The following is a 13,463-nucleotide window of genomic DNA, read 5'->3' on the forward strand; positions in this document are numbered from 1 at the left end:
ACAACAGCAACAGTTTGGGAATAATGCCAATATAAAAGACGAGTCGAATCAGACTCGTCTTAGTTCCGTTTATAAAGCTACTTGATCTAGCGCCGGCCTTATCAGACCAGTCATATATTCCTTCCCTGTATATAATTGGCCATTCATTGCACGAAACATTAAATGTTCTTCTGTGAATTCCGTTGGCGATGAAAGTCCCGCTGCTCCCGCAAGATTGAAAAGCCCTTCTCTCGTAGAAACAACATAATTGCATACACGATACATTTTTTCTTCTACCACTAGTGCCTTTTCTCGATTTGGATCGGTTGTTGCCACACCTACCGGACAAGTATTGGAATGGCATGTCTGAGCCATAATGCATCCCACTGAAATCATGAAGGCGCGTGCCGTATTGATTAAGTCAGCACCAAGACAAAGTGCGTAGGCCATTTTATCGGGAGTAATTAATTTTCCTGACGCGATAATCTTCACATGGTCTCTAATATTGTATTTCTTCAGGATTTCATGCACAATTGGCAGGCCGGTATAAAGTGGAAGGCCAGGACCATCTGCCAACTCTTGGTAAGTGGCACCAGTCCCCCCTTCACCGCCATCCACTGTAATAAAGTCGGGGAACTTATTTTCCGCAGCCATCACCTTGATCATTTCTTCTACTTCGTCACGGCTGCCTACTACAATCTTTATTCCTACCGGTTTTCCACCGATTTCTCTCATTTGCTCTATGAAGTCAAGTAACCCTTTTGTATCATGAAATTGACGAAATCGATTTGGGCTATCAATGGTTTTCCAAGGTGATACATTACGGATTTCTGCAATTTCAGGGGTAACCTTTTCCGCCTCCACATGACCACCTCTGATTTTTGCTCCTTGTGCAAGCTTCAACTCGAATGCTTTTACTTGTTCGATTTCACTTTTCCTCTTAAACTGCTCCCATGAAAATTCGCCATCTTCCGTTCGGTAACCAAATAAGCCTGGACCAATTTGGGCAATAATGTCTACATTCCCGGCTTGGTGATGCTTTGATAGCCCACCTTCACCGGTATTCATCCAAGTTCCTCCGGCAAGAGAAAGCCCTTTGGATAATGCAGTTATGGCATTTTTTCCTAATGCCCCGTAGCTCATCGCTGATTGGCCGATTAAGCCTTTAACATGAAAAGGCTTTGCACATGTACCCATCCCAATTACAATTTGATCCTGATCTGCTAAGTAATAAGGGTCTATCTCCGCTTTTTCCGAATGTTCCTTTCTGCTGATAAGCTTTTCGTTATCAATCTTATATAGCTGTGTTTGAATTTTAGGTGATTGATGAATTCGAAGCTCGTCCCTTTGCTTTGGAAACATCGCATTTTTTATGTAAAAACCGGAATCCTCAAAATTCCTTTCCGAACCAAACGCTGTAATTCTTTGCTTATATTTTCCCGATTTTACGATTCCTTCGTATTGATTTCTAGAGAAGGGCTTTCCTTCATTATTATTTAGAAACAAGTATTGCCTAAGCTCCGGTCCCACCTTCTCTGCTATGTAGCGGATTCTTCCTAGCACTGGGTAATTTCTCAGCACTGCATGCTCCTTCTGACGAGAATCTCGAAATAATATCCAACTATAAAGTGCAAGCGGCCCAATGATTACCGCTACTAACAATACAAAAATCGCAACAATTAATCCCTGCGTCCAACTCATCCTATCACCATCCCTTTTCTTTTCTCTTATTCTACCATTTTGGTACTACAAATGGAGGTTTTGCCTTTCTGAGGTGGACAATTTGTTAGTAATATAAGGAACTGTCCGTAAGGCGTCTGATACACATAATTTAGGAGCAGCCCCTTTGGCTTCTATTCTTGCAAAAAGTTTTGTACGACTTTTCTAAACCTTTCTGGTTCTTCCGCATTAGGGGCATGCCCCGACTTTTCGAATTCAACAAAGGTTGAATGTGGAATAAGGTCTGCTATTTCTCTTCCTAACTCAGGTGGGTTTAGACCATCGTATCTGCCGCTTATTAGTAAAGTATTAGCAGTAATTTTATGCAAATCCCTCCTGAAATCAAAGCCTTCTAATGCTTTATTGGCTCTTGCCTGTTCCTCAGGAGTTAAAGCCTTCCCCTTCATCTGATACCCAGTTAAATACTTCCAAGCTAGATCGACATTATAAAATATATACTTGGATAGATGGGCCATGGCTTCCTCCAAATCCAACCCTTCTATCTCCTTCGCATGCTTTTCCATCAGTTCTTGCGTGGAGGAAGTTTTTCCTTGTGACTTCGCTACTACAAGAATAAGCTTTTTTATCCGACTTGGAATTGTAATTGCTACTCCCTGAGCAATATAACTCCCCATCGATGCTCCAAGAATATCGGCGGATTCTAATCCGAGATAATCCATTACTGCTATTACATCATTGATATGGTCGTTCAAGGTATAATTAGGTGGCTTTTCTGAGTCACCATGCCCTCTAGAATCTAAAGCAATAACACGATTTTTCTGTTTAAATTCCTCTATGAATTCCAGATAACTATATCGGTTTCCGCCAAGACCATGCAGTAAAATAAGCGGCTTTCCGCTTCCTTCATCATCATAGGTTAACTTAACGCCATTTGTAATAAACTCTGGCATTTCCAATCACCTCTTATAATGGATTCTCCCAAACTACTAAATCATTTTAAGTGTGGAATAACTCTCCTTCGAGAGCCTTGATGTATCTTTCCGCCGATCTTTGTACAGCATCATTCGCATTTTCAACAACTACTCTATGAAAAGCATTATATAATCGATCAAATTTCATATCCTTCACCCTGCTGGCAATTGCCGCTACTTTTTTTGCTGGTAAAGGAATGAGATTAGGATAGCTATACATGAAGCTTACCCACCGGGTATCCGCGACAACCTGAATAATATCTCCAGTTAATAAAATTCCATTCCCATTATTCCCTTGCTGCCAATACAAAACTGCCCCTCCTTTATAATGACCGCCTAATCTATGAAGGGTTATTCCGTCATATAATTCTAAGTTCTCTCCTTTCCAAAAAACTATTTTCTCACTCGGCCGCATTACCCATTCCTGATCATCTTCATGAATATAGATGGGAATATTCAACTTTTCAGCCCATTCAACTTGCGTCGAATAGTAATGGGGATGAGAAAGGGCCATCGCATGTATGGGACCAATTTGATTCAAAAAGTCTAGTGTTGATTTATCTAGGTACGTAACACAGTCCCAAATAAATCCAAAACCATTTTGCTTAATAACATAAGCGGTTTGACCAATTGCAAACGACGGTTTTGTGGTGATACTATATAGATTCTTCTCTTCTTTTAAAATCTCATTCTGGTAGTTGTGACTTTGTAGCATTTCTTCTAAGGTGGTCCAGGATTGTCCGTTCGAATGAACATATTGACGCTCCTCATTGCAGATTTGACATTCGTTGGGTGGCTCTTCGGTGTGAGGGTATTGCGTTCCGCAGGTTACACAAATATAATTTTGCATACTTTCTCCCCTTCATATGTAACGTTTTCTCTAACATTCATTTTATGTTATTTGATTTGTTCCATGCCTTTATTTTCTCCAAGTTTTCAACCACTTTCTTTGTTTCTTTGTGCAAATGATATAAGCTATCAGGGATAATCCGGTAATTCCTATACCTACATCTGTTATTAAAACTATTTTTGTATATACCCCAAAGATACTTCCTGTTATCCCTAGTAATCCTAAGAAAAAGAAATGCTTCTTCTGATTTTCAGTGGAGGTAAAATAAAAATCTCTTTCTTGCTGCATTTCCTTCCATTCTATGAATCTCTTTGGTGCCTCCAGAAAATCTCGGATGGAATGAAAGACACGAAAAGCAGGCTGTGCATAAATCCATTTCCAAATTAGCTTCCATTTGCTTTGATTGGTTTGCCGGATCCACTTTAAAAAAGCCGGTTTCGCAATGTCTAGCAACTCGCTTTTTGGGCTAATCGTGTGTAGCATGCCTTCAATCGTAACGAAAGATCTTCCTAAAAAAATAAAACGGGTAGGCACTTGAATAGGCAGCGAGCGCACTAAGTCATTTAGCTCCTTTTTTACTGCAAAAAGATCCATTTCTTTATAATGTGCCAAATCAATAGACAATGCTTCTTTCAGGATCCGTTCAATCTTAGTCGTATCAGCACCTGGATAGATAAATCCTAGTTCTGTTAACACCTGTACAGCCATTGAATAATTTTTCAAAAGTATTGCTTGCAATAAATCCTGGAAGCTGTCCGCATCCTTTTTTGAAATTTCCCCTACCATTCCAAAATCAAGCAGTATGATGGTACCGTCTGGTTTTACTAATACATTTCCCGCATGTGGATCTGCATGGAATATACCTGCCTCGAGCCACTGCGGGATAAATAATTGTAAAAGCCGAATAGATAAATCTTCCGTGTTCACTTGGTATTTCTCTAGAAATTCAACATCGGTTATTTTTGACCCTTCCACCCATTCCATTACTAATACACGTGATGTACTTAATTCTGGATAAACCTTTGGAATTATGAGCTTATCCATTTTTTGAAAATGAGTGCGGAAATGTTGAATAGCTTCCATTTCCTGATGAAAATCCAATTCCCTTTTGATCACTTGTTGAAGTTCATGAAATAACAATTTAAAGTTGATAAATTGCTTTGGAACAGGTGCAAAATGATGAGCAATCCAGATGATGATTGCTAAAGCACGAAAGTCCGTCTGAATAATAGAACCGATTTTCGGCCTCTGCACTTTAATAGCTACACATGTTCCATCCTTTAAATAGCCTTTATACACTTCACCAATAGAAGCAGAAGCAATGGCGGTTGATCGAATGGATTCCAGTTTATCCTCTATTTTGTCTTCCCACTCTTGCTCCAGTACCTGTCTAATATCGTCCCACATTGAAGGGGGAACGTGATCCACCAAGTCCTCTAATTGTTTAACAAAGCTGTTTGGCAGCAGGTCTGAGCGGATACTGAGAAATTGTCCTACTTTTATAAGTAGTCCTTCTAAATCAAATAACGTTTGACGGAATTCCTCTCCTATTTCCCCCCATAATTTCTCCATTTCCGAATCGGGCCTTTTGCGAAGTTGATACCAATATACTCTCCATAAAATGGATAAACCAAGGGAAAGAATCTTCCACATCCTCGACCACTTTCTCCTATATTTCATAAGAACCCCCTTTTCTTCCTATGGTATATTTTTGGTGACGGTACCATGATTTCTACATTATAAATAGAAGCTACACTGGTCCATAGGTAGCTTCTATTTGATGAATGGTATTCTTATCTTTGCATAACATATTCTCGATATTTTTCATAGTCGGCTGTTTTACATTCCAACAGCAGCTTTGTTCCTTCATTTTCATAGCTTGTAGAGAAAATTTCTGCATGTTGATTTAAGTAAGAAACAATATTTCCTTGATCGTATGGAATCATCATTTCACATTGAACATAATTTCTAAAAATATGCTTGCGTACTAATGAAATTAACTCCTCGATTCCTATACGTTGCTTTGCAGATAAATAGACCCCGTTTGACTGAATAGAAGGAAGCTCTATATCCAGTAAATCCGCTTTATTATAAGCGTAGATGATAGGAATATCCTCCACTCCGATTGCTTTTAGCGTCTTTTCCGTTATTTCCATCATCTGCTCATAATGGGGGTTAGAATAATCTACAACATGAATCAATAAATCCGACTCTGCGACCTCTTCTAATGTAGAACGAAACGCTTTTACAAGATGATGCGGAAGCTTATCAACAAATCCTACCGTATCTGTTAATAAAAATGACTTAGTATCGGGAAGCTGAATGTTTCTTACTGATGTCTCCAAGGTTGCAAATAGCATATCCTTTTCAAACACCTGCTTATTTGCAAGTGGATGGAATAATTCAACCATGGCATTCATGATGGTGGATTTTCCCGCGTTTGTGTAGCCAACTAGCGATACGACGGGTGCATTGTTCTTCCTGCGTCTTTTTCGTTGCGTTTGCCGGTGGGACACAAGTATTTCCAGCTCCTGATTCAGGGCTGTAATCTTCTCTTCAACCTTTCTACGATCTAGCTCTAGTTTTGTTTCACCTGATCCTCGATTTTTGAGGCCAGAACCACCGCCTTGACGACCAAGGGATTCACGGAGACCAATTAACCGCGGAAGCATATATTGCAATTTTGCAACCTCCACTTGAAGCTGTGCTTCTTTCGTTTTAGCTCGCTCAGCGAAAATATCCAAAATCAGAATCGTACGGTCGATTACTCTGCACTCCAGCTCCTTTTCCAGATTACGAATATGTGAGGGCGATAATTCATCATTAAAAACAACCGTTCTCGCACCCGTTTCCGCGAGAATTGCGGCCACCTCTCGGATCTTGCCATTTCCTATATAATACGATTTATTTATACTTGGCAGGTTTTGTGTAATAACGGCAGCCACCTCCATATTACATGCGACCGCCAAATTAGCTAACTCCTCCATTGAGTAGTCAAAATTACTTTGCTTTCCAATATTAACTCCTACCAATATCGCTTTTTCACGTTCATCCATCATATAAAAACCCCTCCGTTACATAATTTATTATCCAAGTGGAGGAACTACTACAAAAGCAGGAATCAGGAATGGGAATGACCAAAAGTTTGGACCCTTTCAAATTGAAAAGGGCTTAACGATTACGGTCAGCATATAAACATATATAAAAACACAAAAAAGAGGACTTTTCGTCCCTCCCTCTTTTTTCATGACATATGAAATTTATCTGAGTTCCCTTGAAAATAGGCAGACCAATCCCGATTCACCCTGCTACAAAAGCAGAGCCTCCAGCACACTATTCAATTAGCAGCATGTAGAATCGAAACGTAGTCGCACTGTGGAACCCCTCCGTTCATTAAAGTTAATTGCATTTTAACATAAACTTCAAATATTTGCCACTGTCTATTTTGAAATTTTCAGTAAATACAGCATTTCCACAGTAGTGCCTGGCACCAAATTAGATAGCGCTCCATAATGTGGATCGCAAACAATAACTAGAAATTATATTCTAAATTGGGTGACGACATCCTTTAGTTCTTCGGCCATTTTGGCTAGTGATTTAGAAGATGCATCGATTTCTTCCATGGATGCAAGCTGTTCCTCTGTGGACGCTGCTACTTCCTCTGAGCTTGAGGCACTCTCCTGTGAATGTGCCGCAACTTCCTTCGCAAATACGGAAGCTTCCTCCACTCGTGCTGAAATTTGCTGAACTGCTGCTGTCATTTCTTCAATTTTAGGGGAAATATTTTTGGTTCCTTCCACAATTTCCTTAAATTTAATAGCCGTTTCTTCTGTCACGTTCATACCTTGCTCTGCATTTATTTTTACTTCATTCATAATGTGGATCGATTGATTAATATCTGCCTTAGTGCTGTTAATTAAGCCTGCAATTAATTTCGTCGATGATTGAGATTGCTCTGCAAGCTTTCTAACTTCTTCTGCCACCACCGCAAATCCCTTTCCATACTCTCCTGCTCTTGCTGCCTCGATAGCAGCATTAAGGGCCAATAAATTAGTTTGTTCTGAGATACCATTAATCACTTCAAGGATCTTCTCAATTTCTTCTGAACGCTCAGAGAGAGAATAGATAACTTCATTTGATTTTTGAACCGATTCATTAATATGTTTCATTTGAGATAGATTTTCTCTAACGGATACTCCGCCTTCCTCTGCCTTCTCTGCTGTTTTCTTGGATAGCTCTGATACATTCTCTGTACTTTCAGAAATGCTGAAAATCCCTTCCTTCACCTCATTTAACGCCTGAGAATTGCGTTCAAGCTTCATCATAGCCTCTTCAGAACCACTCGCCACCTCTTGAATTGCGGAAGCAACGTGCTCTGTTGCTTCTGTTGTTTGATCAGCATTAGCTGAAAGCTGTTCAGAAGCTGCCGCTAATTGTTGGGATGCATCATTTACACTTGTAATGGTTTCTCTAAGACTTTTTATCATATTATTAAATGACCAGGTTAATTGCCCCATCTCATCCTTCGATTGATATGTACCTTTAACGGTTAGATCTCCTTTTTCTGCTTTTGATATTAGAGATAGCATCTCCCTCGTAGGTTTTACAATCATTCTCGAAATAAGAATTCCAAGAGTAATAGAGATTAATAAAGCTGCAATCGTGATAATAAGGGAAACGATAGTTGCCATTTTCAAAGAATCATTATTGGCATTGTTCACTTGGTTAGCAGCGTCAGCATTTAATTTTTGCAAAGAAGATAATAACGTATTCACATATGAATCCATTGGTCTCACTTTACTAGAATAAATACCGACAGCCTCTTCGTTCTTATTTTGAACTGCTAGGTCTACTACTTGTTGCCTGGCATCCTTTAACTCCGTTACCTTATTTTCATATTCCTTCACCTGTGCTCTTTCTTTATCAGTCAAATTCGCTTTGCTAAGCTTCTGTATCATTTCTTCTGTTAATTTTTCTTCTAGCACAATACCTTGCTTTAATCCTTCTTTCTGTTGTTCATCATTCGAAATCATTAATAGTAGAATATTCGTATCAATGGAAGAATTATTTTGTCTTACATTGCTTAATAATTGGTTCGGAATAAATTGATCATTGTACATTGCATCCGAATTATTCGCCATTTTAACCATGAAGTTCATCCCACATATTCCGACTATTACAAGAGAACATATTTCAATGATAATAAATAGTAAGATTTTTCTTGAAATCTTTAAGTTTCTTAATATCATCTTGGCTACCACTCCTTCTAATTTTTTTATACAAAAGTTTCCATCACTCATATTTATCGGAATAAAATTATCTTCTTATAGTATTTTTATTATTTTGATATATCGAAAAATATGTTCCAGTTGAGCATACTGTCATTAAACACAGCTGTTGAACCACAAAAAAGACACTAACCGATGTTAGTGCTTCATGGTTCTTTCTTAAATTCAATCTTAGTATCAGCAAAATTTCATATAAAATAGATAATATATTAGAATACTCAACATTATACTAATAAAGCTTTATCTATAAATAAAATTTAAATCTTCCTCCCACATATTGAGACCGGATATATTCAAATGGTGTTCCGTTCTTCAACGGAGTTACCCGCTCGATTAATAGAATAGGAGAACCGGTGGAAATATCGAGCAGTTCAGCAGTGTGCTTATCTGCACTTACTGCTTCAATGGACTGTTTCCCTTCGCCAATCACTAAGCCCTCTTTTGTTTCCATATAATCATACAAAGAGCCTTGGATATCTTTCTTTCGTAAATCCTTTGCAAACGTCCATGGTATAATCGTTGTTTCGATAGCAATCGGCGTATCATCACCTAAACGGATGCGTTCGATATGCCATACATCCTCCATTTGTTTCATACCCAAATGCAATACTTCTACCGATGTTGCCTTTCGTTTTTGAAAGGACAATATTTTACTAGAGGCTTTCATGCCCCGCTCTTCCATCAACTTCGTAAAACTCGTTACACCCTTTAAGGTTTGCTCTACTTTTTCATTATTGACAAAGGTTCCGCTGCCCCGTTTTCGTGTCAGCACCCCTTCATCCACAAGACCTTGGACAGCCTGCCTAACGGTCATCCGGCTGACCTCGAATTGCTCGGATAATATCCGTTCGGAGGGAATGGCATCCCCAACGGTCCATTCCCCCTTCTTAATTTGTTCCTTAATAACTTGCTGAATTTGATAATATATTGGAACGGGCGATCCCTTATCGATCACTTGTTATCCCTTCCTTTAGCAAAGCTGCAGCTTCCTCATCCGCTAATACAATGACATTCGGATGCGTTTGCAAAGCAGATGCAGGGCACACTGGATCCACACTGCCTTCCACCATTTCTCGGATTGCTTCTGCTTTGGATCGGCCAAATGCTAACAATATTATTGTTTTTGCTGCTAAAATAGACTTAATTCCCATCGAGATGGCGTACTTTGGAACATCCTCTTCCCTTTCAAAGAAGCGCTTGTTTGCTTCCCTTGTAGATTCCGTTAATTCTACAATATGTGTTTCTGCATCAAAGGAAGTTCCTGGCTCATTAAAACCAATATGACCGTTTGCACCGATTCCAAGAATTTGAATATCGACAGGATGGCTTTTTAAAATCTCCTCGTATCTATGGCACTCTGCCTCTAAGTCCTTCGCCATTCCATTTGGAAGGAAAGACTCCTTAAAATTCATATGAGAAAATAATTCTGTATCCATATAATAATGGTAACTGTTGGGATCTTTTTCTTCTAACCCTACATATTCATCTAAATTAACTGTTGTGATATTGGAAACATCCAGGTTGGAAGTACGCATCTTTTTATAAAATTCAATAGGTGTTCCCCCTGTTGCAAGCCCAATTGTGGATACACGCCCATTTACAATTCCATCCCGTACAATTTCAAATGCTTTTTCCGCTGCTTCTTTGTCTGATTTAAATGTTAATATTTCCATTATGACAATTCCCCTCTCTGATGTTTTCTTCCTAAATGGTAGGTTGCATAAACTTGTAGGCTTTCATCCATTATGACAAAATCAGCGTCTTTACCCTCCGTTAAAATTCCTTTTGAGGTTAGGCTGAATTCCTTCGCTTGATTTACGGAGGTCATTTGGACTGCTTCTGCGATCCCGCAGCCGGTAAACTGAATAATATTTCGGAATGCCCGGTCCATTGTTAATATACTGCCGGCAAGTGACCCATTCTCCAGACGCGCTTCTCCATTTTTAACGTATACCTTCTGCCCGCCTAACTCCGATACACCGTCCGGCATTCCCTTCGCTCTCATTGCATCCGAAATTATCACCGTCCCGGACGCTCCTTTTATTTTATACGTTAAGTTCACCATGTCAGGATGAACATGAATCCCGTCGGCTATCATTTCCACCTGAATTTGCGGTGATAATAATGCATGCCCAGCAACCCCTGCTTCCCGATGATGCAATCCGCGCATACCATTGTACATATGGGTTGCATGAGTTGTTTTGCTGTGCATTAACTCCTCACGAACCGCATCTGAATGGCCCATGGATGGAACAATACCTCTTTCGATCATGATATCCTCGAATTCGCGCGCACCTTCTTTTTCAGGTGCGTACGTTACAAGCTTAATAAGATTACCGGATGCTTCATGCCATTTTAAAAATAATTCGATGTCTGGCGCCTTGATAAATTCTAATGGCTGAGCACCGGCTCTTTTTTCAGATATAAAAGGTCCTTCTAAATGAACACCTTCAATAATTGTATTGCGGGATTCCTTAGCATTTTTAACAGAACGAAGTGCGGCTTCAATTGCATCATAATCCTGGGTAATGGTAGTTGCAAAAAAGGAAGTAACCCCTTCTTCTAAAAGCCGTTCACTCAAATAGACCAATTTTTCAGGATCCGCATCCATGACATCAACACCATATCCGCCATGAATATGAACATCAATCATACCTGGTATGATAATATTTCCTTTTCCATCGATTACTTCTTCATTATTTTGTTTTTGAAACCCTGTCATTTCACCTGTTTCCAGGATTTTATCTTGAAATCGAATATAACCATTCGGTATTTCCTTTTCACCAGTATATATATTGGCATTGATTACAACCTTTTGTACCAATGCTCTCCACCTCGGTTTCTCAAAATTAATATAGTTGTCTATACCAATTATCTGACTTAACCATTGATTTGTCAACATAGTGGTTCTAGGGGTGTAGGTACCTTTAGATCACTCTTGTCCATTCTTTTTTTACGTATAAAAGTATTTTGACAATTTTTTATAAAATTATCCTATTTTCCTTCGAATCACCACGGCTTTTGAAGGAAAATAGCTATTGTTTAACGAATATTTATAGAAAGGCTGTTTTCGGATAGATGGTTGCTTAACGTATTTTGTTATAAATCCTAATATAGACTTAGCTTCGTGGCATCTTTTCTTAATGAATGAGTTATTCTTCGTAAAAATATAAGGTTTGCGTCTAGAAATGCAACACAATTTAAGAAAAGAGCCTATAAAAAAGGGAAAGAGTGATGGCGATGAATCCATTTGTTTTTGCTTGTATTACCCCGCATGGCGGTGAGATTATTCCTGAATTAGCCGGTGATAGACCTGATAGAATGAAGCTGACAAGAAACAGCATGGTTAAATTAGGAACAAAAATGAAGGAAGCAAACCCTGATACAATCATTGTTCTTACTCCCCATGGTACAAGGATTGATGGTCAATTTTCCATTTCAAACAGCGAAAGAATGATGGGATCATTTGATGAAAATGATGGCTATTACGAAATGGAGAGAATGGTGGATCGTGAATTAGCTCTTGAAATCACTAAGGCTGCAAAAGAATCCGGACTTGCCGCAGGCTCTATTAATTACGCTACTGCCGCTGGACCGCTTTCCTGCTTGCCGCTGGATTGGGGTGCCATTGTTCCACTCGCTTTCATGCCTGAGATACCGATTGTAGTCATCACCCCATCTAGAGAGGTTCCTTTAGAGGATCATTATAAGTTTGGGGAAGTGCTTCGTACCGTTGTGCAAGGCTCTGCTAAAAAAATTGCTCTCATAGCCAGCTGTGATTGGGCTCATGCTCATGATGAAAATGGACCATACGGTTATGACCCTGCGGCAGCAATGCTTGATGAGGAAGTAGTCGGCCTCTTCCGATCCAATGAATTGGAAAAGATGGTGGAGTTTGATCCGGAATATATTGAGGCAGCAAAGCCTGACGGAATCTGGCAAACGATGATTCTAGCTGGTGCTCTCCCAAAGGAAAAGCGAAAGATACATTTATATTCCTATGAGGTGCCAACCTACTTTGGACTAATATGTGCGGAAGTAACAAATGCAGATGAATAGGTGAGGTCTTTTAAGATCCCACCTTTTTTTATCCATTCCATTTATTAAAAACCATTTTCCAATCCTCTAAAAAATAGGAATATAGATGCTTGTTCCTCCTTATAGCGAGTGGATGGTAAGAGGTTGCCAGTGAATATCCATCCACTTCATGCCAACGCTGCCTCCATGACTTTACCGTCATTTCATCATCCTGGCAAAATGCCTGCAACGCCACATTTCCTAAACAAACAATCAAATTTGGTGTGTGCTCTTGTAGCTGATACTTCAAATGTTCCATGCAAATCCTTCGTGTACATAGTTTTTCATAGGCACGTGCAGGTCTTCTTTTTAAAATATAGGTAACATAAATCTGCTCAAGTGGTATGTCCGCCTCCTGAATCGCCTGCTGTAAGGTCTGTCGAGTCCCGCACACAAATGGATTTCCGTCTCTATCCTCCCTTGCACCCGGGTTATCGAGAATTACATAAATATCTCCGTTCGGGTTCCCTTCACCCCAAATCATGCGATTCCCATGCTTATAAAGTCCACACTTTTGACAATCTTCAACTTCTTTTGGAGTTGGGTCTTCTTTTAATATTACCGATTTGAACTCCAAGGTTTTTACCTCCCGATTCGCATAAAAAAAACAGTGCACTA

The 13,463-nt window shown here is 39.4% G+C and carries 11 protein-coding genes; 1 reads left to right on the forward strand and 10 read right to left on the reverse strand.

All coding sequences use genetic code 11. The features are described 5' to 3' along the window. Nucleotides 1-69: 69 nt before the first annotated feature. From KHA87_RS14240 to nagA, 9 genes are all read right to left on the reverse strand, one after another. A complete protein-coding gene (locus tag KHA87_RS14240) occupies nt 70-1,680 on the reverse strand; it encodes an FMN-binding glutamate synthase family protein (RefSeq protein ID WP_213094815.1) in 1,611 nt (536 codons plus the stop codon). Nucleotides 1,681-1,832: 152 nt separating this feature from the next. Further along, nucleotides 1,833-2,609 (reverse strand): alpha/beta fold hydrolase, encoded by a 777-nt coding sequence (locus KHA87_RS14245; protein WP_213094816.1) that lies wholly within the window; start codon nt 2,607-2,609, stop codon nt 1,833-1,835. A gap of 46 nt (nt 2,610-2,655) precedes the next feature. Next, nucleotides 2,656-3,480 (reverse strand): MBL fold metallo-hydrolase, encoded by an 825-nt coding sequence (locus tag KHA87_RS14250; RefSeq protein WP_213094817.1) that lies wholly within the window; start codon nt 3,478-3,480, stop codon nt 2,656-2,658. Nucleotides 3,481-3,549: 69 nt separating this feature from the next. After that, nucleotides 3,550-5,160, reverse strand: coding sequence for an ABC1 kinase family protein (locus KHA87_RS14255; protein WP_213094818.1), 1,611 nt, complete (start codon nt 5,158-5,160; stop codon nt 3,550-3,552). Between the two features lie 113 nt (nt 5,161-5,273). Next, complete coding sequence (gene hflX, locus KHA87_RS14260) at nt 5,274-6,539, reverse strand: GTPase HflX (protein WP_213094819.1); 1,266 nt, start codon at nt 6,537-6,539, stop codon at nt 5,274-5,276. A gap of 480 nt (nt 6,540-7,019) precedes the next feature. Beyond that, the gene (locus KHA87_RS14265) at nt 7,020-8,729 is read right to left on the reverse strand and encodes a methyl-accepting chemotaxis protein (protein ID WP_213094820.1); all 1,710 of its coding nucleotides are present in this window, start codon (nt 8,727-8,729) and stop codon (nt 7,020-7,022) included. 283 nt (nt 8,730-9,012) lie between these two features. Beyond that, entirely contained in the window at nt 9,013-9,723 is a 711-nt protein-coding gene (locus KHA87_RS22530) for a GntR family transcriptional regulator (protein ID WP_213094821.1), read from the reverse strand. After that, on the reverse strand, nt 9,713-10,441 hold the full coding sequence (gene nagB, locus KHA87_RS14275) for a glucosamine-6-phosphate deaminase (RefSeq protein WP_213094822.1): 729 nt from the start codon (nt 10,439-10,441) through the stop codon (nt 9,713-9,715). The genes KHA87_RS22530 and nagB overlap by 11 nt, the downstream gene beginning before the upstream one ends. After that, complete coding sequence (gene nagA, locus KHA87_RS14280; RefSeq protein WP_213094823.1) at nt 10,441-11,592, reverse strand: N-acetylglucosamine-6-phosphate deacetylase; 1,152 nt, start codon at nt 11,590-11,592, stop codon at nt 10,441-10,443. Before nagA ends, nagB begins: the two co-directional genes overlap by 1 nt. A 410-nt stretch (nt 11,593-12,002) precedes the next feature. Here nagA and KHA87_RS14285 point away from each other — a divergent pair, with 410 nt between their 5' ends. Then, on the forward strand, nt 12,003-12,827 hold the full coding sequence (locus KHA87_RS14285; RefSeq protein WP_249310399.1) for a DODA-type extradiol aromatic ring-opening family dioxygenase: 825 nt from the start codon (nt 12,003-12,005) through the stop codon (nt 12,825-12,827). Nucleotides 12,828-12,855: 28 nt separating this feature from the next. Here KHA87_RS14285 and KHA87_RS14290 read toward each other — a convergent pair whose 3' ends face one another. Continuing rightward, a complete protein-coding gene (locus KHA87_RS14290) occupies nt 12,856-13,422 on the reverse strand; it encodes a uracil-DNA glycosylase (RefSeq protein WP_249310400.1) in 567 nt (188 codons plus the stop codon). Nucleotides 13,423-13,463: the final 41 nt, after the last annotated feature.

The organism is Bacillus sp. FJAT-49736, from assembly GCF_018343615.1.
GTDB lineage: Bacteria > Bacillota > Bacilli > Bacillales > Bacillaceae_C > Margalitia.